Annotated in this window: 4 protein-coding genes; 1 reads left to right on the forward strand and 3 read right to left on the reverse strand. The window is 46.2% G+C overall.

Translation table 11 applies throughout. From position 1 onward, the window contains the following. Positions 1-701: 701 nt before the first annotated feature. A complete protein-coding gene (locus tag R7P69_RS06820; protein WP_318121533.1) occupies positions 702-19,319 on the forward strand; it encodes a retention module-containing protein in 18,618 nt (6,205 codons plus the stop codon). A 183-nt stretch (positions 19,320-19,502) separates the two neighbouring features. On the opposite strand, the gene R7P69_RS06825 is transcribed toward R7P69_RS06820, so the two are convergent. The 3 genes from R7P69_RS06825 to yccS all read right to left on the reverse strand — a co-directional run bounded on the left by R7P69_RS06825 (position 19,503) and on the right by yccS (position 22,459). Further along, positions 19,503-19,805, reverse strand: coding sequence for a hypothetical protein (locus tag R7P69_RS06825; RefSeq protein WP_042520711.1), 303 nt, complete (start codon positions 19,803-19,805; stop codon positions 19,503-19,505). 80 nt (positions 19,806-19,885) lie between these two features. Then, positions 19,886-20,116: a hypothetical protein gene (locus R7P69_RS06830; RefSeq protein WP_005376575.1), complete on the reverse strand. Its 231-nt coding sequence runs from the start codon at positions 20,114-20,116 to the stop codon at positions 19,886-19,888. 189 nt (positions 20,117-20,305) lie between these two features. Next, complete coding sequence (gene yccS, locus R7P69_RS06835) at positions 20,306-22,459, reverse strand: YccS family putative transporter (protein WP_042520714.1); 2,154 nt, start codon at positions 22,457-22,459, stop codon at positions 20,306-20,308. Positions 22,460-22,621 lie beyond the last annotated feature (162 nt).

A 22,621-nucleotide genomic window follows, 5' to 3' on the forward strand; every position in this document is an offset into this window, starting at 1 on the left:
AAGGTTAGCGATTACGCAAACGTTTAGGACTGGAATTACTGATAATTTTACTTATTGTGTTGATTGATAATAACGATGACATTAATAGCTCAAACACCATTGAAAGTAAGGGAATATTTACATATGATTGAAAATGATAATTATTTTCAAGTGCTGTGTTTATGTATTTTATTATTAGCTTGCTCGTGTTTTTTTTGCTGTATATCAGAACAAAACCGAACTCGTGGTGTGCGGGGATTCATATCGTAAGCCACTTTTTTATCGTTGCATTTTGTCCTGCAATTTATGTTGTTCAATATTTAATCGTTACGTTTTTTTCGTCACCGATATTGATTAAGCTGTCATCACGCTCCGGTGTATACAACATTCTCATTGCTTTTCTTCCATTATTGATCGCAACCGGCAGTCTGGCGTTTAGCTGAATGATTTCATCTCTCTTCTTTTCTTAAAACAACTACACTTAATCAGAATAAGGTATCAATTTCATATAATTATTCGATATCTACGCGTCAGCACATGTGTCACATTTCTGTGACTACGAGTAAGTTTTACTTATGTTGCTTGGTAGTAGGGTATTTATCGATTGTTTAATGATTCAATACTTAGTTTAATCGTATAAAGGTGTGCAGTATGCCGCACTAAATTAATAAGAAATTATCTAAAAAGGTTAATGGGAAACGTAAGCCATTAGCGGAGGTCAGATGAGTACGCACACGGTACCGCAGAGCGCGATTGTAAATGCTGTCAAAGGTGAAGTTTTGGTTTTGGGCCTGGATGGAAACGTTAAGGTCATAAAAGCGGGGGATGAGTTAAGACCTGGCGAGATTATTATCACAGAAAATAATGCTTCTCTCGACGTACAGATAAATAATGAGCTTTATCTGGTCGATGCAAATTGTGTTGCTTGTCTTCCTGTGCCTTCTTCTGAACCGTTAGAACCAGTATTGGTACAATCTCCAGTTAATGGCTTAGTGACTTTTAACCCAACGGCTATTGGAAGTGCTGACTTCGACGCCAACGATATTGCCGCTATCCAGCAAGCTATTTTAGACGGAGCTGACCCTACCGCTATCTTAGAAGCAACAGCTGCTGGCGCAGGTGCTGAAGGCTCGGCTAATGCTGGCTACGTGACGGTTGAATATAATAACCCGGAAGTACTCGCTTCTACTTTTTTTGAAACGTCTGCGACTCGCAGCGGAGAAGATGATCGCGACGAAGATGATGGTTTGAATGTCACGATTTTTGCTGATGGTGGGCAGTCACTGCAATCTAGCGTAACAGAAGGCTCAATTTCTCTATCTAGCTACCCGCAAACCATTTCTTCTAGTGTGCTGGTTGAAGCAGGGGATCTCGCACTTGATACTGCTTCATTTGTACCTGAAACGTCCTCATTAGAGTCTTTGTTAGCCGAGTTAAATAGTGACATTACCTCTGGTGGTCAGCCAGTGGCGTTTGTTTACGACGAAGCGCAAAATGCCATTATCGGCACTCAAGGTGGTAACGAAGTGCTTCGTATCGAGATCGAAGCGACATCTTTAGGCCGTGATTTAGAGTTAGAGGTCGTTACCACGATTAGCCAGGGTATTGACCATGTGGCGTCCATCGCTGATGGCCAAGTATCTATCGTCGGTGATCAAATCAGTATCGCTTTTGACATTACAGGCGCAGATATTGGTGGTAATAGCATTCAAGCGCCTATCGATTTTACGACAACCGTTATTGATGGCGATGATCCTGCGCCGCAGAACGTTACTTTTGAAAACGTTGAATCTTCTTCTACACCAATTACTGGCACTTTTGTTGATATTGGTAGTGATCAATTGGCAACGGTCACGTTTAATCAAGAAGGACTTAGTCAGTTCGATGGCCTACTGAGTGATAATCAGGCGGCAGAAGCGGTACTCTCTGAAGACGGCAGTACTATCACCTTGTCCATTGCGGGCTCGAATGAGACCGTCTTAACCATCAGTTTGAATACTGATGGTACCTACCAATTTGAGCAATTTAAGCCGTTAGAACAAACAAACGGTGAAGATACGATTGAGCTCTCTTTGCCAACCACAATCGTCGATTTCGACCAAGATACGGCAAGCAACACCTTTACGATGACCATCCGCGATGGCGATAACCCAGTGATTGAGAACGTGACGGGCTTGTCTTTAGATGAGGCGGGGGTTGACCAAGGTTCACAGGCAGGCGCGGCAGTAACAAGTGGTACTGGGTCGATCACGACAGCGGTCGGAAGTGACATCATTGATCACTATGAGTTGGAACCTACAGAGTTCAATGTTGGTGGAGAACTCCAATCTCAAGGGCAGGTTGTTCAACTAGAACTAGCGTCCGAGAGTAACGGCGTACGTACTTACGAAGGCTTCATCGAGCTGGATGGTGTGCGTATTACCGTATTTGATGTGGCGATTGATGCACCTGCATTGGGCGAATACCAATTCAACTTGTATGAACAACTTGACCATACGGGTGCTAACGATGACTCGCTCACTTTCTCACTGCCAGTTTACGCGGTAGATGCGGATGGTGACCGCTCCTCTATTACCGAAGGTTCGAACACACCAGAAGCTGCGCAAATTGTCATTCAAGTTCAAGATGACGTTCCTTCGATTGATGGCGTTGATGCGCTAGCCGTCGATGAAGACGATTTATCAAGCATTGGCTCCGATCAAAGCGACTCTGTGTTCGCGCAAGGTAGCTTCACGACGACTCAGGGCTCAGACCGTGTTGTAAGTTATCAATTAGAGAGCGGCACTGATCCACTCAATGGGTTGGAATCGCAGGGGCGATCTATCTCTCTGACGGAAACAACCAATTCAGATGGCAGCTTTACCTATTCTGCAACGGCAGAAGGGGACGCTATCTTCACCTTACAAGTGAACCCTGACGGTTCTTATTCATTTACCCTTGAAGGTCCAATCGATCATGCTGTGGGTAGCGATAGCTTAACTCTAGACTTCACTATTGTCGCAACGGACTTTGACGGTGACACCAGTTCACTTGTTCTACCGGTAACCATTGCCGATGATGTGCCAACCATTAATGACGTTGTCGCTCTTACCGTCGATGAAGATGACTTAAGTTTGGTAGGCTCTGACCAATCACAGTCAACGCTGGTCGAAGGTCAGTTTACGACAACTCAAGGTTCTGATGGCGTCGTACAGTATCAGTTGGATGTAAACGCTGATTCTTTAAATGGCCTGCAATCTCAAGGTCAAACCGTTTCCATTACCGAAACGCAAAATGCAGATGGCAGTTACACCTACAGCGCAACGGCAAATGGCAGTGCAGTTTTCACATTAATTTTGAATACCGACGGCTCGTACAGTTTTGAGCTGCAAGGTCCAATTGACCATGCGGCAAATAGCGACAGCTTAACCCTTGATTTTAGCGTTATTGCTACAGACTTCGATGGTGACACAAGCCAAATCGTATTGCCTGTTACCATCGTGGATGATAAGCCAACTATTACCGATGTTGATGCGATTACTGTTGATGAAGATGATTTAGGCACGATTGGTTCGGACCAGACTGACCCGATTTCTATTGATGGTAGCTTCACCACCACACAAGGCTCTGACCGAGTGGTAAGTTATCAGCTTGATGCTTCTGCAACACCAGTTGACGGCCTTACATCACAAGGCGTGGCAGTTACGCTGACTGAAACCGCAAACGCTGATGGCAGCTTTACTTACGAGGCGACAGCGGGTAGTGAAGCGGTCTTTACGCTGACGGTGAATACTGATGGTAGCTATAACTTCACGCTTGAAGGTCCAATCGACCACGCAGTAGATAGTGATGAGTTGATACTGAACTTCCCAATCATCGCGACCGACTTTGATGGCGACACCACAAATGCCACTATCCCAGTGACGATCGTAGACGATAAGCCAGTTATTACTGACGTGGATTCCATTACGGTTGATGAAGATGATCTAGCGTCAATTGGCTCAGACCAAAGCAACCCGATTTCTATTGATGGTAACTTCACCACCACGCAAGGTTCAGACCGAGTGGTGAGCTACCAACTCGATGGCACATCAACACCAGTTGACGGTTTAACCTCGCAAGGTGTGGCTGTCACGCTAACAGAAACTGCAAATGGTGATGGCAGTTTTACCTACGAAGCAACAGCGGGCTCTGAAGCGGTCTTTACGCTGACAGTGAATACTGATGGCTCTTATAACTTCACGCTAGAAGGGCCAATTGATCACGCGGTTGATAGTGATGAGCTGACACTCAACTTCCCAATTATCGCAACCGACTTCGATGGCGACACCGTTACTGAAACCATTCCAGTCACGATTGTTGATGATGTACCGACCATCACAGCGGTGGATGCGTTGAGTGTCGATGAAGATGACCTTAGCGGCGTGGGCTCAGACCAAACTGACGCTGTGTTCGTTGAAGGCGCGTTTACGACCACACAAGGCTCTGACCGAGTGGTGAGCTATCAACTGGATTCAACCGCTGATCCTGTTGCGGGTCTGACATCTCAAGGTGAGGCGATTACCTTGGTGGAAACCGCGAATGGCGACGGCAGCTTTACCTATGTGGCGACCGCTGACGGTAATCCTGTCTTCACGTTGAATGTCGCAACAGATGGTACGTACGACTTTACGCTGCAAGGCCCGATTGACCATGCCGCTAACAGCGACAGCCTGACGATTGATTTCCCAATTATTGCCACCGATTTTGATGGTGATACGACCACGGCAACCATTCCAGTCACCATTACGGATGATGCGCCAATCATCGATAATGTTGTGCCTCTGGCTGTAGACGAAGATGATTTATCAGGTATTGGCTCAGACCAAAGTGACGCTGTGTTTGTTGAAGGCGCGTTCACCACTACCCAAGGTTCAGACCGTGTGGTGAGCTACCAACTTGATTCAACGGCTGATCCTGTTTCAGGTTTAACTTCTCAAGGTGAGCCTGTTACTTTGGTGGAGACTGCGAATGCCGATGGCAGCTTCACTTACGTGGCTACCGCGGATGGCAATCCTGTCTTCACCATGAATGTGAATGCTGACGGCACATACAGCTTCCGTCTAGAAGGTCCGGTTGATCATGCGTTAAACAGCGATGAACTAGTTCTGAACTTCCCAATCATTGCAACAGACTTTGATGGCGATACGACGACCGCGACCATTCCAGTCACGATTACTGATGACGTTCCAACCATCGATAACGTTGTCCCACTTACGGTGGACGAAGATGACCTTGCCTCAATTGGCTCAGACCAGAACGATGATGCGTTTATGTCGGGCTCTTTCACCACAACTGAAGGCTCAGACAGCGTTGTTAAATACCAGCTTGATGCAACCGCAGATCCAGTAGCAGGGTTGACCTCTCATGGTGAGCCTGTCGTGCTTACTGAAACTGCTAACGGCGACGGTAGTTTTACTTACACAGCCACAGCAGATGGCAATGCCGTATTTGAATTGGTTGTGAAGCCAGACGGCAGCTACACCTTTACTCTGCAGGGCCCACTAGACCATGCGGTGAATAGCGACAGCCTGCAAATCGACTTCCCGATTATCGCAACAGACTTTGATGGCGATACCTCATCGGAGACGTTACCTGTCACTATCGTTGATGATAAACCAACCATCACTGACGTAGACGCAATCCGTGTGGATGAAGATGACTTAGCGACGATTGGCTCTGACGGCTCAGATCCAATTTCAATCGACGGCAACTTCACTACAACGCAAGGTTCTGATGGGGTAGTAAGCTACCAATTAGATACTGCTGCAACGCCAGTTGATGGTCTAACATCACAAGGTGTGGCCGTCACGCTGGCTGAAACCGCAAACGGCGACGGTAGCTACACTTATGAAGCGACAGCAGGAACTGAAGCAGTATTTACGCTGACCGTTAATACGGATGGTTCATACAACTTCACGCTGCAAGGTCCAATCGACCATGCGACAGACAGTGATGAGCTGACACTGAACTTCCCAATCATCGCAACGGATTTTGATGGTGATACCACCACAGAAACGATCCCTGTCACCATCGTGGATGATAAACCGACCATTACCGATGCTGATGCGATTACCGTTGATGAAGATGACTTAGGTACGATTGGCTCAGATCAGACTGGCCCGATTTCAATCGATGGCAACTTCACCACCACACAAGGCTCTGATCGAGTGGTGAGCTATCAGCTCGATGCTTCTGCAACACCAGTGGCTGGACTCACATCACAAGGCGTGGCAGTCACGCTAACTGAAACCGCAAACGGCGATGGCAGCTTTACCTATCAAGCAACAGCAGGCACCGAGTCGGTCTTTACACTGACCGTGAATACTGATGGTAGCTATAACTTCACGCTTGAAGGTCCAATCGACCACGCGGTAGATAGCGACGAGTTGACACTGAACTTCCCAATCATCGCAACAGACTTTGATGGCGATACCACAAACGCCACGATCCCTGTGACGATCGTGGACGATAAGCCAGTTATTACTGACGTCGACGCAATCACGGTTGATGAAGATGATCTAGCGTCAATTGGCTCAGACCAAAGCAACCCGATTTCTATTGATGGTAACTTCACTACCACACAAGGCTCTGACCGAGTAGTGAGCTACCAACTCGATGCTTCAGCAACACCGGTGGACGGTTTAACATCGCAAGGTGTAGCGGTAACGCTGACTGAAACCGCAAATGGTGATGGTAGTTTCACTTATGAAGCGACTGCGGGTGGCAACCCAGTATTTACTCTGACAGTAGATACTGATGGCTCTTACAACTTCACACTTGAAGGGCCAATTGATCACGCGGTTGATAGTGACGAACTGACACTCAACTTCCCAATTATCGCAACCGACTTTGATGGCGACACCGTTACTGAAACCATTCCAGTCACGATTGTTGATGATGTACCGACCATCACAGCGGTGGATGCGTTAAGTGTCGATGAAGATGACCTTACCGGTGTGGGTTCGGACCCTGGCGGCGATCTGTTCGTTGAAGGCGCGTTTACTACCACACAAGGCTCTGACCGAGTGGTGAGCTATCAACTGGATTCAACCGCTGATCCTGTTGCGGGGCTAACGTCTCAAGGTGAGGCGATTACCTTGGTGGAAACCGCCAACGGTGATGGCAGCTTTACCTATGTGGCGACCGCAGATGGCAATCCTGTTTTCACGTTAAACGTAGCAACAGATGGTACGTACGACTTTACGCTGCAAGGCCCGATTGATCATGCCGCCAACAGCGACAGCCTGACGATTGATTTCCCAATTATTGCCACCGATTTTGATGGTGATACGACTTCGGCAACCATTCCAGTCACGATTACGGATGATGCACCAATCATTGATAATGTCGTGCCTCTGGCTGTTGATGAAGATGATTTATCAGGCATTGGCTCAGACCAAACTGACGCTGTGTTTGTTGAAGGCGCGTTTACGACCACTCAAGGTTCAGACCGTGTGGTGAGCTACCAACTTGATTCAACGGCTGATCCTGTTTCAGGTTTAACTTCTCAAGGTGAGCCTGTTACTTTGGTGGAGACTGCGAATGCCGATGGCAGCTTCACTTACGTGGCTACCGCGGATGGCAATCCTGTCTTCACCATGAATGTGAATGCTGACGGCACATACAGCTTCCGTCTAGAAGGTCCGGTTGATCATGCGTTAAACAGCGATGAACTAGTTCTGAACTTCCCAATCATTGCAACAGACTTTGATGGCGATACGACGACCGCGACCATTCCAGTCACGATTACTGATGACGTTCCAACCATTAATAACGTTGTTCCACTGACAGTAGACGAAGATGATCTCGCTACAATTGGCTCAGACCAAAACGATGATGCGTTTATGTCGGGGTCTTTCAGCACAACTGAAGGCTCAGACAGCGTTGTTAAATACCAGCTTGATGCAACGGCAGATCCAGTAGCAGGGTTGACCTCTCATGGTGAGCCTGTCGTGCTTGCAGAGACAGCAAATGGTGATGGCAGCTTTACTTACACTGCCACAGCAAATGGCAATGACGTATTTGAATTGGTGGTGAAGCCAGACGGCAGCTACACCTTTACTCTGCAGGGTCCACTAGACCATGCGGTGAATAGCGACAGCCTGCAAATCGACTTCCCGATTATCGCAACAGACTTTGATGGCGATACGTCGAAAGAAACACTGCCTGTTACCATCGTTGACGATAAACCAACCATCACTAACGTAGACGCGATCCGTGTGGATGAAGATGACTTAGCGACGATTGGCTCTGACGGCGCAGATCCAATTTCAATCGATGGCAACTTCACTACAACGCAAGGCTCTGATGGGGTAGTAAGCTACCAATTGGATGCGGCTGCAACGCCAGTTGATGGCCTAACATCACAAGGTGTGGCAGTGACCCTGACTGAAACTGCAAACGGTGATGGTAGCTACACTTATGAAGCGACAGCAGGAACTGAAGCAGTATTTACGCTGACCGTTAATACGGATGGTTCATACAACTTTACGCTGCAAGGTCCAATCGACCATGCGACGGGTAGTGATGAGCTGACACTGAACTTCCCAATCATCGCAACGGATTTTGATGGTGATACCACCACAGAAACGATCCCAGTCACCATTGTGGATGATAAGCCGACCATTACCGATGTCGATGCGATTACCGTTGATGAAGATGACCTAGGCACGATTGGTTCAGATCAGACTGGCCCGATTTCAATCGATGGCAACTTCACTACCACACAAGGCTCGGACCGAGTGGTAAGTTATCAGCTTGACGCGTCTGCAACACCAGTGGCTGGCCTTACATCACAAGGCGTGGCAGTCACACTGACGGAAACCGCAAACGGTGATGGCAGCTTTACTTACGAGGCGACAGCGGGTACTGAAGCGGTCTTTACTCTGATAGTGAATACTGATGGTAGTTACAACTTCACGCTTGAAGGTCCAATCGACCACGCAGTAGATAGTGATGAGTTGACACTGAACTTCCCAGTCATCGCGACAGACTTTGATGGCGATACCTCTGCTGAGACAATTCCTGTCAAGATCGTTGATGACAAGCCGACACTTGGCGGAATCGAAGCAACAAGTGTGCAAACGGTTGATGAGGATGATATCCCAACAGTCGGATCTGATGGTACACAGTCGAACAGCATTGCTGGTAACTTCATCGCGACTGATGGTTCTGATGGCATTGTCGAGTACAGCGTTTCTGACCTAACGACGCCAGTACAAGGCCTGACCTCTGGTGGTCAATCTCTGGTTATGGTTGAAGTATCAAACGCAGGTGGCGTTTCAGTTTACGAAGCTCGTATTGATGGCATGACGACACCGGTATTCCGTGTGACCCTCGATGCCTCTGATGACAGCTACACGTTCGATTTGCTCGCTCCTCTCGATCATCCAAATGCTGATGGCCAAAATGAACTGGTCATCAATTTGCCGATAAACGCGACGGACTTTGATGGAGATGTGTCGAACAACATCACCTTACCAATTACGGTTGTGGATGATGTTCCGACCATTGATGGTTTACTAGCAGGCAGCGAACAAACCGTTGATGAAGATGACCTACCAGCAGGTACGGATGCTGCAAGTGCAGAAGATACTGTTATTTCAGGTACTTTTGATATCACCGAAGGTGCTGACCAAGTTGCTTCTATTCAGCTGAGTGACCTGACCACGCCTGTTGCGTCACTGACTTCAGATGGTGAAGCTATCACCTTAGTTCTGTCTTCTAGCGCAAACGGCGTGAACGTATACCAAGGTGTCGCTGGCAATCTTGCTGAAGTTGTGTTCGAACTGACGTTGGATGCAACGAACAACACCTACGAGTTCGATTTACAGAAGCCGCTTGATCATCCCGATGGTAATCAGCAAAACGAGATTGTTATTAACCTCCCTGTGACGGCGACAGATAATGATGGTGATACTTCACCAGCCTTCACATTGCCAATTACCGTTGTGGACGATGTTCCAGTTGTTACTAATATTGAAAGTCTACGTGTCGACGAAGATGACTTACCTCTTGGTTCTGATGGCACTAAAGAGCCGTTAACGGTATCAGGTGAGTTCGAAGTCACTAGCGCAGATGGTATTGATGCTTTCGAATTGGATCTAAGCTCAAATCCTATCCCGAATCTGAAATCGGGTGGAGAAGAGGTAACACTTTCTCAAGACGTTGGCGCTTCAACTGCTGACGTGCTTGTATACGTGGGACAAACTCAGGGTGGAGTGACGGTCTTCACGTTGACACTTCATCAAGATGGTAAATACGACTTTGAGTTATCTGGTCAGTTAGATCACGCGGTTAACTCTGATGAAATTTTGTTGAATCTACCTGTGAAGATCACGGATGGCGACAACGATACCATCACTGCGACCTTGCCAGTGACCATCGTAGATGACAAACCAACCATTGATGCTATTAGCTCTGGTAGTACCTTGTCTGTGGATGAGGATGATATTCCAAGCCAAGGTTCGGACGACACGCCAGAATCCAATATCATTGGTGGCAACTTTGACGTTACTGATGGTGCCGACTCTATCGTTAGCTTCCAGTTGGATAGCTTAACGTCGCCTGTTTCTGGACTTACCTCAGGTGGTCAACCGCTTGAGTTGGTTGAGTTTTCAAATTCAAACGGTGTGATTGAGTACCGAGCTTATGTACAAGGTACGACGGACACCGTCTTTAAACTGACGCTAAATGGTTCAGCAGACAGTTATGAATTTGAACTGTTGGGTGCACTTGATCATCCTGCGGGTAACGATGAAAACTCGTTAGTCATCAACTTCCCAGTCAACGCGACCGATTTTGACGGCGATGTGTCCAATAACATCACCTTGCCGATCACAGTAGTGGACGATGTTCCAGCGATTGTGAAAGTGACAGACTCAAGCCAACAAACCGTTGATGAAGATGATCTTGCTGGTGGCTCTGACACGACAAGTAGTGATTCAACGGTATTGAACGGCGGATTTGAGGTCGTTGCTGGTGCAGACAAGATTGTCAGCTACCAAGTTTCAGACCTCGATGCAGTCGTGTCTGGCTTAACGTCGAACGGCAGCAGCATCGAGTTGAATCTAGTAGGCACGAATGGTGGAGTAACCAGTTACGAAGCGGTTATTACTGGCACATCAACTAAGATCTTCACGCTGTCTCTTGATGCGAATAATGACAGCTACCAATTTGAGCTGTTGGGACCAATCGACCATGACGCTGTTCAAGGTGAAAACAACCTTGTCATTGATATTCCAATTACAGTAACAGACTTTGATGGTGACACGTCATCATCACTGAATCTTCCAATTACCGTAGTTGATGACATTCCCGAAATTAAATCAGCAGATGCTTTGGCTGTTGATGAGGATGACCTTGCCAACGGCTCTCAGGCAACCAACAAAGACAGCCTAGAAGCAACGGGCAATTTCGATACGGTGGAAGGGGCAGATACCGTTGTCTCTTACCAGTTAGATCTTACTTCTAACCCGATACCAGGAGTAACTTCAGGTGGTCTTGCGGTGACGTTAGTTCAAACCGCGGTAAGCAACAACAACTTTACTTATCAAGGTCAAACACCTGATGGTAACTCAGTGTTCACGCTAGTTTTGAACGCTGACGGCTCTTACAAGTTTACGCTTGAGGGTGCGCTAGATCACTCAACTCAAGGCGAAGATACACTCATACTTGATCTCCCAGTCTTTGCGACCGATGTCGATGGCGATACGGCCGGTATTAACTTACCAGTGACGATTACCGATGATGTTCCAACCTTGCACGATGCGTCTATTTCACGTGTTGAGGGACAAGGCAGCCGCACGGTTCGTTTATTCCGAGACCCTGTAGAGGGGGATGATGACCTTGGTGCTGACGGCGCACAAGTGACTTCATTCTCGGCTGATGATTCAGGCATTTACTTTAAGCAAAACGGTGTTGATTCTGATTCTGTCGATTTGAACGGCAGCGACCAAGTCGTATTTGTTCACAAGGTTCTTGACGGAGTGGATACTGAAATCGGTCGTTTGGTTGTTCGAACCGATGGCAGTGTGTCATTCCGTCCGAATGACGACCTTGACCATACCGAAACCGACTCGATTGATTTCACCATCAACGTTGTTGCAACCGATGGTGATGGCGATATCGCAGATGCCGATGTGGATATCTCGATAAGAGACCGCAATGCGCAAATTGACACGTCTACCGTTACTGCGTTCGAAGACCAAGGGCGTGATGGTGTCGTTGTGGGCGTTGACTCTGCAAATACTCAGGACAACTTGTCGACGCTGGATGTTAGCCCTGCGAAAGTCGACTTGGTTATCAATTTACACGATATCGACCGTAACGAGAGCTTAGGTGACATCACTATTCGAGATGCTGATACTCACAACGGTACGTTCTACTACAGAGACGGCAGTGGCAACTACATTGAATTAACATCTGTGGGCAATACGGTTGTTCTCGACGCATCAAATGTTGAGCAGTCATTCAATGGTGAGCTTGTCTCGCTAGATAACTTGTACTTCGTACCAGATCGTCATACATCAACCGATCCTTCTGGTATCGATCCTCGTATCCGCGTGGAAATTCTTAACAATGGTACGCCAGATCATACGATTAATGGTCGTTTAGACATTGAAGTTGCTGCCGTTGCAGATATTGCAACGTGGACGGCAAGCAGCGAATTTAACTACTCGGTTGATGAAGATGGAAACAATGTCGCACTTAACATCACGGCTGAAACCCAAGACACTAGTAACCCTGAAGGCATTGTGTACGAGCTTGTCTTTACACAAGGAGAAGGTAACGCAGAGTTAGTCTATTCAGATGGTAGTGCGATACCAAAATCCAGTGGTGTTTATCTGGTGGATGCAAGCCGAATTGATGAAGTTCAAGTTGATCCGATAGATAACTTCTCGGGCGAAATCAGAATTGATGTCACCGCTATTACGACGGAAAACAACAATCCACTGCTTGGGAAAGATACCGCTCGCTCAGAAACCGAAACCATCATTATTGATGTAAACCCAGTTGCGGATAAAGGTAGTTTTACTGTAAACCGAATTAATGTGTTTGAGGATAATGCTCGAACTCAAAATACGGTAGACCCTGTCACTGATCACGACCCACTCCAATTAAGTGAAGTGATCACCATGAAACCATCAGCGGACTTAGATGGTTCTGAAGCGTTATTTGTGCGCATTTCTAACTTCTCAATTGATGGGGTTACTTTGGTGTGGCTGGACTCAGCAAACCCAAGTCAGATAGTAGAAGTGACCGACTCAGGCGGCAATGTACTCTATTACGAAGTGCCAGAGTCTGAATTAGCGAACGTCGAAGTTCTTCCTCCGTTGCACAGCAATGATGACTTTACTTTCAATGTCGAAGGCATTGTGAAAGACACAGCATCATTGTCTACCGGTACGACAGAAGATGTGTTGTCACTGGGCAGTAAGACTGTCATCGTTGGTGTAAAAGGTGTTGCTGACATACCAGACACGGTATTAATTGACGCGGGGAACGTTTGGAACCGATTCGTAGACGGAGATGTGGCCGGGATAGAGACGACTATTGAAGAGAATGGTGTTGTAAACCTCAACTTCTCGGTTGTATCAGGTGAAGTTGCCGATAGACCTCTGGATGATTCAGAAGCCATTACTGTTATCCTGTCCAACATCCCCGATGGTGTTCGTGTCGTAGATTCAGACGGTTCAAGCGTTGACCTCACCTTTGTTGGCTATGATGGTAACGGTCAACCGATTTACGAAGCAAACATCACTGGGCTGAATTTTAATTCCGGTATTCAAATTATTCCAGAAGCCTCTTCAACCGAAAACATTGCGATTACAGGGACGATCATTGTTACCGAAAATGATGGTCATAGTCGTGTGATTGAAAGAGAGGTAAGGATCAAGGTCGAACCCGTTATTGACGCTCAAGATAACTACGTTGTTCGATCGGAGGGAGATGAAGATACGCGCTTTGACATCGATTGGAAACCGACGCTCGTACAAAGCCCTGATACCGATGAATTCTTTAGTGATGTAACCATCTCTGGATTTCCTCCAGGCAGCACGGTCTATGTAGATGGTGTGGCACAAACGCTTGTTTCTGGAACACTAACGCTTTCACCGCAAGCCGGTGAATCAGAGCAAGATTTTTCCGCTAAAATCTCTCAAAGTGGCTATGTTCAAGTCCAGTTGGAGCAGGATTCAAGTACTGACTTTGACTTGACCACGACCGTCACTGTGAAAGAGATTGACCATGAATATGTTGACGCTTCGAATCCCGGTGAAGGTATCGCTGAGAAAACCATCAATGGTACGGTGAATGTCCAAGTTAATCCAATCGTTGAGCCAGAGGATAAAACGGGGGCAATAGATGACCAAACCCGTCTGCTTGTCACTGAAAGTGGTGGTGGTGCTACCGATATCGTGAAGTCAGACGATCAAGGTAACATTGACTTTACGATCAACACTTCTATGGGGGGCGAATCTGGTGCTCATATCATTAAATATCAAGAGTTTGATGCGTCTTCAGATGAAGTGGTGACTCAACTTGTTGTTCAATTTCACAATGTGGACCCTGAGATCCTCAACCAATTGGTTATCGTCGGTGCACTAAATGAAGGTGGAGGTCGTTGGACAGTAACCAATGAAGACAACTTCTCAATTAAAGCGCCGTCTGGACTTGATTTAACACCAAACGATGACAGTGACGATGGCGATAACGGTGGTCTCTCTCAAATTGGCTTAACCATTTACGCAGAAGTAAATGATTTGGGCGAAGATTTGGGCAACGAAAAAGATGCGACGGTCGTGCGCCAAACGGATGTGACACTTGAATTTCCTACCGTTCTCACACCGCAAATGAGTGTAGCGGCAGAGATTCAGGTGGCTGATGATGTCCAAATTCAAGCGTTGGAAGATAATTCTATCAACCTTGGTGCTCAGTTAACGTCGAAAGTTGATGCGATTAATGCAGATGGCGTGGAGGATGTCTTGACTATTATCGTCGATCCTTCAGCTCCTGGCATTCCTCCTGGTTTGGTGATCACGGGGACGGATATCGACTTTGTCAATGGCAAATACGTGTTCCAAGCCCATATCGATGCGAGTGGAAATATTACTGGCCTTGATGGTTTGACGATGCACTTGGCAGAAGATTACGCAGGTGATTTCGATTTACCAATTCGGTTCGTCACTAAAGACACTGAGTCCGGTGATGAAAAAGAAAATAATGTTCAGTTTCCAGTTCAGGTTTTACCGGTTGCAGACGTTCCGAGTTCAGCCGGGGATCAGCCGTTGGATAGCGATGTCACACCAAATGTAAGAGTAGATATCGTCGGTACTTTCGGCTTGGATGCAAACAAACAACCTGTGACTGATCTAAATAACGACGTTCCCACGGCGGATGGTGTTGGTTACGAAGATGGCTTAATCCAACTTAACTTGAGTGTTGATTTTGCCGATCAATTTAACAACACTCAAGGTGGTCGAGAAACACTAACGAACATCAAGTTAGAGCTTGATGACACAACATTAGGTGAGTTTGTTGATGCCAATGGTAACAGCTTAGGAACCAGTATTGAGTTTAATGAAGCTGAGATTTTAGCTGGTGCGCTTGACAATGTTCTGTTTAAGCCAAAAGAAAATTACCCCGTAGGTGGTGGCCAAAATACCGTCAAGATTAATATCGAGGGAGAAATTACTGATGAAGCTGTGTTTGATCAGTCTATCTTGAATAACTCTGGCGATAATATAGATGTAAGAACCTTCACTGACGATGTCACATTTGAAGTTACGCCAGTCGTTGATGACATTACCATTACAGGTGCCGATCCGACGCAGCCAATCACGGTGATTGGCGACGAAGATACTTTAATTTCGCTTAATCAATCAGGGTCTGGTGTTTCGATCAGCCTGAACGATAATGACGGTTCTGAGAGTTTCGTTTCACTCAAGTTAACGGGGCTTCCTGATGACTTTATCGTTAAATCCAATTCCTCTGATTATGTTGTTAAGAACAACGGTGGGGGCGAATGGAGTATTCAACTAAAAGATCTCACTCAGACGTCCATTGACCTGAGTGACATCCAAATTAAACCGCCAAAACACTTTAGTGGCGAGGCTGAGATAGGTATTACGGTCTTCATTCAAGAGGAGTTGCTACAAGTTCCAACGGAACGAAACAACAACTTTACGCTTATTGTCAATCCTATTGGTGATGATGTTGATGTGAATCCCGATACTTCGGCTGCAGGTAATGAGGGCGAAGACATTGTTATTAATGTAAATGCGTTAGTGGTTGATAACAAAGAGTCCATCGGAGATGGTGCAAACTACCAGGAAAATGATCCAGAGACGCTGAGAGTTGAGGTCTCCAATGTCCCTGATGGGGCGAGTGTTTCATTACCTGATGGGACCGTGTTTACTGACCAAGGCGGCGGCATTTTTGTCTTAGAAATCAATGCTCAAGACTTGGATCAAGTGGTGTTTAATTCTGGGGATCGCAACGATAACTCATGGGATGGTTCGCTGCATTTCAAAGTGCAAGCCGTTGATACTGGGCTCGATGGCAGTCAAAGCTTGGGCTCCGCAGAGGAGTTTGATGTCACTGTTGATGTTGAAGCAGTGAACGATCGTCCAGAGTTCGTCAACACCGTGGATGTGGAAACACCAGAAGATACGCCATTGCTGCTTGATGGTTTCAGCATTACCGATATTGATGCCGTACTCGATGATCCGAATGCTGAATACGTACTCAATGTGAACGTCGACAGCGGTATCTTGGAGCTTAATCCAACGCTCATCACTACTTACAACCTAACCGTGAGCGGTGATGGTACGGACTCCGTTGAACTGAAAGGCACAGTGGCCGATCTAAACAATGCCATTGCAGACGGTCTGATTGAGTTTAATCCAGACCTGAACTTCTTTGGTGACGTTCAGGTGGACGTGACAGTCGATGACCAAGGTAATGAAGGTATCGTAATTGGTGGGGTAGATGACACCCTAAATACCAACAGCAGCAGCTTCAATATTGAAGTGACAGCGGTGAATGATACCCCAGAAACTACGCCAGTGACGCTACCGGATATTGAAGAAGATAGTGGTGTGTTCTCCATCTCTGAAGCGGATCTTATTGCGAATGCGACAGACGTAGAGAACGATAACCTCACGGTCAGCAATGTTCAGTTAACGGATCCGAATTCGGGCATCATTACTTTCAACAGTGGCACGGGAGAGTGGGAATTTACCCCAGCACCAGATTACAACGGTCCAGTTGAAATCACGTACACCATTACAGATGATGGCACGACAAATGGTGCATCCGATCCTAAATCGGTTAACGGCAGCGCATCGTTCAACGTAACGGAAGTCAATGATGCTCCAACGACGTCTGAAGTGACACTTTCTGATATCGCAGAAGACAGTACGGCGGTTGATATTACCCAAGCTGATTTGTTGGCGAATGCGTCTGATATTGAAAACGACACCTTGATGGTGAGTAATGTCCAGTTGGTTGACCCAAGCAGCGGCACATTGGATTTCGACAACGTAACAGGTACATGGTCATTTACTCCTGCGCCTGGCTACAACGGCAAGGTCGATCTGACCTACGACATTACCGACAACGGTACAACGAACGGTGTTTCTGATCCTCAAACGGTGTCAGGAACGGCGACCTTCGAAGTCACTGAGGTGAACGATGCACCGGTAACATCAGAGGTAACGTTGAGTAGTACGGAAGAAGATGGTGGTTCGGTAACTATTACGGCTACTGAGTTGCTGAGCAACGCAAGTGATCCTGAGTCAGACAACTTGACCGTCGATAATGTTGTGTTAGTGGATCCAGCTTCCGGCACGCTGACTCAAGTGAGTGCGACAGAGTGGACGTTTGAACCCGCAGCAGATTTCTTTGGTGACGTTAATTTCACTTATGAAATCACAGATGACGGAACCACTAACGGCGCTCCAGACCCAATTACAATCTCGGGCACAGCAGTGTTGAATGTTGAAGCTACCAATGACGCACCTGAAATCACTGCAACGTCGGTAACGGATACGATCAATGAAGCTGATGGCCAGAAAGTAACGGGTATTAGTGTGAGTGACGTCGACTTTGCGGGCGCACAAGCAAATGAAAGCATGACCGTGACTCTTACAGTTACCGAGGGCGACCTTCGTGTCGAGCCGCCAGCAGGTAGTGGTGTGACTGTTGGGGCGGGGATGGCTGGTGAAATAACCCTAATGGGCACACCAGATAATATTAACTCTGTTCTTGGAGCAACAGACGCTTCTGAGGGTGTATTTGTGGATGCAGGAGATGTCAACGCAGCTTCAATCACTTTATCGGTGAAAGTCGAAGACAACGGCGTGTACTTCGAAAATGCGGGTACCGCATTGGAAGCGAATCAAGATTTCACTATCAATGTGACACCTGTAGCTGATGCACCTACATTGAGTATCAATCCTCAGTTTAATTACATTCGTCAAATTGCGGCTAGCCAAACCGCGAGCAGTCAAGGTTTAGCGATTGTCGGAATCATGGCGGCGCTTACTGATATTGACGAGGTGCTGTCTTTGGAGCTAACGGGCGTACCAGCTAGTGCTGAGGTAACAAGTGGCGTTTCTCCATCAGGCATTAGCTTCGATGGTACCACTTGGACAGTACCAAGCGATGAAATTGATACGCTAGAAATTGTCGCAACAGATACTAACAGTGGTATTGATGTCGGTTCTTACGATATTTCGCTTACGGCGATATCAACGGAATCTAATGGCGATGAAGCGCAGTCTTCACCTGTCCAAATTAGTTTGAATGTGAGTAGTGATAGCGACGATATTGACCAGTCAACCGCAGTGGACGACAGCTATTTAGTCGGCGGAGACACAGGTATCAACTTGATTGGTGGAGACGGTGACGACGTTATTCTGGGTGGTGATGGTGATGACGTGCTTATCGGTGGCTTAGGTTCAGATATCTTAACGGGTGGAGACGGCAGCGATATCTTCAAGTGGACGGTAGATTCCGTTGATGAAGGGGCAGTGGATACCATTACTGACTTCACTGTTAACGAAGACAGCATCGATTTACGTGAAGTTATCTCTGATCTCAATAACTCAATGATCGACATGGATGATCTGCTTGGTCACATTTCGGCAGACTACGATGCATCGACGGAAAGTGTTTCTCTGAACATTACGACGGATGCAAATGTTCAACAGACTATTGTCGTGGAAAACTTAGGTACTTCAATCGACTTCAACGGTCTCAGCTCCAATGAGATTGTAGAGTCATTGCTCAACAACGGTGTTATTGATAACGGATAAACCTGTATACAACACAAAAATGGGCGGCTCTGATAAGCCGCCCATTTTTTTCGGGAAAGCTTGATTTTAAACAGGAGTATTTGAATCGAAATAGAAATAAAGAGCGAAGCAAAGGGGTTATCTTGTTACGACGTTATAGTGATAGTTGGAAATTAAAATAGCGATAATTTGACGTTAAATCGCCTAAACGTGGATGTCTAGCAAGCTGCCAATGATTTCATTGTTTTTCTCTATGACAGACGCGCCAACTCGGTTATAACCAGCGGCTTGTGCGAGGTTGCTGAGAGATTCAACTTTTTGAGAGGGAAGGCTAGGTGTTGAGGCTGTTATTGCGACATCCGCAACCGCAGCTAAATCGATGTTGTGATCAGAAAGCTTTTCTTTTACCTTACTTACATTATTGCTAATGCCATGTGCAGCTTTCTCGGCCATTTGTTGTGACATCTGAACGATGTGGTATCCAGATTGAATTCCCGATACAGGCATATCACTACTCCCAACATTATGATAGTGAGAGCATAGGTGGAGTTTATAAAACGTTCAAGTGTTTTATATCAATGACTTGATTAGGCAAACAGTTTGGCAAGCATTTCTCTTTCTTCACCAGATAGAACCGGTTTTTGCGCTTTATTTAGTTTCACGCTGATCTCACCTTGTAATGACTTTAACTGACTTGCCGTTAAATCACTGAGCTTTTGCTTAAGTTCATTAAATTGTTGTGCGTTCATCTCAATACCTTCGTCGTGATTCGGTTTATCCGTCGTTGCCCGAAATTCTTCATCCTTTGGATACAACATATTTATTCAACCAAAATAGATTAGAATTTGATCGATTGCTTTTTGTCCGAATATTGTCAAGGTGTGTTAAGTGATACGTCAGATCTTTCCTAAGAAGGTACATAATTACCCACTTTGGGGTAGATGGAAACGTAAAAAGAAAAAGGGAAGCGATATAGCGCTTCCCTCTTACATATGGTTTGAATGTTACTAACTTACCCTGACGGCAAACTTACTAGCAAGTGAATGAAGCTCTGGGAGCATGCGATAGATAAGATGAAGTTGCTGCAATACCATGCGGGCAGAGCTGTCGTCTTCATCGCGCCATTCGTTTAAGCGTTGCTCGAGTCCAGCATCATCAATATTAGATAGGTCACACTCCTCACAATGCTGGTGAAGCTGTTTATGAAGTACATCCAGATGCTGATGAATACAACGGTGAGCATCTAAAACGAGTTTATGAATTGACTCATCTTCGATGCGAGTTCTGTGCGCGCCTAATGCAGAAATATAGTTCAACATTGCGTGATTTAACGTTAGGAAGCGAAAACTTTCATCAACAGCTGCGCGATATTTGCCAGGCTCCGCCAGCATCGTACTAATCGCAGAAGAGAGTGAGGCATCATTATTGTGGGCCTGGCGGCGAGCGATACGGTAACTCAAATTGTCTTTCTTGCCGATTCTATACTGACCAATGATCTGATCGAGATACTGCTTGTTCGCCTCTATCGCATCCGACATAACTTTGTGAAGCCTTCTCGACTGCCAGTCGGGCAAAATAACTAATACAGCTCCTACTGCAAGCACACACCCGATGAGGGTATCTGCTAGTCTAGGAAGGACAACTGCGTAACCTTCACCTAGTTGATTAAATAAGAAGAGGACGAGCAGTGTAATAAAACCAGTCGCGTACCCATAGTTGTTCATCCGGAAGGCGAAAAACATCACACCAGAGATAACGATAAATACTAACTGGCTTTCTTGAGAAGGGAAAAAAGTCAGCAATGGTACACCAATCAACAAACCAGCTAATGTACCTATTACTCGCGCCGTCAATTTTTGGCGAGTGGCACTGTAGTTCGGTTGGCATACGAATAAAGTGGTTAAGAGTATCCAGTAACCTCGGTCGATGTTGAATATTTGAATGATTCCATAGCCAATCGTTAAGGCAATTGACATACGTAATGCATGCCGAAACAGCATCGAATCTTTGTGTAAATTTGCTGATATACGCTGCCACATCGCTTTTAGCGTGTGTGGGTTGGTATCGGCGAGGGTATCTTCTTCGAGGCCTTCAACATCTGGGTTGTTAATGTTATTAAGTTGTTTTTCTACCGTCGCTAAGTTATTGAATAAATATGTTAACTGCATCAGCAGACGTTTCCAGTGCCCTTGCTTTTGTTCTTCTAGATAAGCAAGAGAGTTTTGTACTTCAGCTAATGCCAGAATAGATTGATCGGTATGGGAGTATTCATTTCCTAGCTGAATGGCTAGTGCAATATCACGACACGCTTGGGCTTGAGACTCCAAAAGATATTTAAAACGAAACAGCACATCAGAACGTTCAAATTCGGTCGCTAAATCCTGATAGCGATAATGGCTAGAACTGACGCGTTCGTGAATGTCTTGAGCGATGAAATAAATATTTAAAAATCGGTCACTAGGCCCATCAATGTGACCCCGTTTCGATCGGTTAAGTAATGTGGTTTTACAAGCGTTTAGTGCCGTAACCGTGGCAGCATTGCATTTTGCAGCTTCAATCCGCAGCGGTTGTGGCGTCAAGTTGGTCACAGGGTGAAAAAGCTTGGCTTTCGCATCAAGATAATTCGCCATTTGGAAGAACACATTGGCTAAGCTTTGTTGCACCGGTTGAAGAGGCCAAAATATCTGCCAAATCATGGACATGAAGTAATACCAGGCGGCACCAGTCAAAAGCAGTAGTGGCTGAAACCAAATGTTGGTGCTTTCATGTGCGCCAAGCATAGTATAAATAGCGATCAGCAACGAACCAAAAGCAATACTCGCGTACTTAGGACCTATCGCCCCAAGAATGATGAAGCCGAAGGTTGAGATAAATAATCCCAACGCAAACGCCCATGGGGTATCGAACAAGATTTCAATTGAAAAAGCAGCAAGCGCAAAACAGAGAACGGTGAGAATCAGAGCCTTGATGCGTCCAGTGAAACTGTCATCACTTTCAGCCAAAGCAGCAGCAATAACGCCTAATATTAATGGCGTTATCAGCGTGTTTTGCTCGAAGTACCAAGTTGGGATAACCACACCCAGTAAGGTAATGAGGATAAGAACGCTGTAATTTATCGTCTTGTTTGCCCAATATAGCCGAAATTTAGAAGTTGCTTGCACAATGCGCCTTATGTTTCCGATGAAGAACAGGGGGAATACTACCAGACCCACTATAGCGCGTTTATGATTTACTTTAAGAAAAATTCGTGGTTGCTGAAAAAATCAGCAGGGATGTCATTGACTTATATTAAAGCTGCCAGGTCATGTATTGAGGATTGTAAA

The organism is Vibrio sp. 661, assembly GCF_033339315.1.
Classification (GTDB): domain Bacteria; phylum Pseudomonadota; class Gammaproteobacteria; order Enterobacterales; family Vibrionaceae; genus Vibrio; species Vibrio alginolyticus.

What these genes read in the sequence shown, in the direction of transcription:
- R7P69_RS06820 (WP_318121533.1), top strand. Translation starts at nt 702, where the DNA reads ATGAGTACGCACACGGTACCGCAGAGCGCGATTGTAAATGCTGTCAAA.
- R7P69_RS06825 (WP_042520711.1), bottom strand. Translation starts at nt 19,805, where the DNA reads ATGCCTGTATCGGGAATTCAATCTGGATACCACATCGTTCAGATGTCA.
- R7P69_RS06830 (WP_005376575.1), bottom strand. Translation starts at nt 20,116, where the DNA reads ATGTTGTATCCAAAGGATGAAGAATTTCGGGCAACGACGGATAAACCG.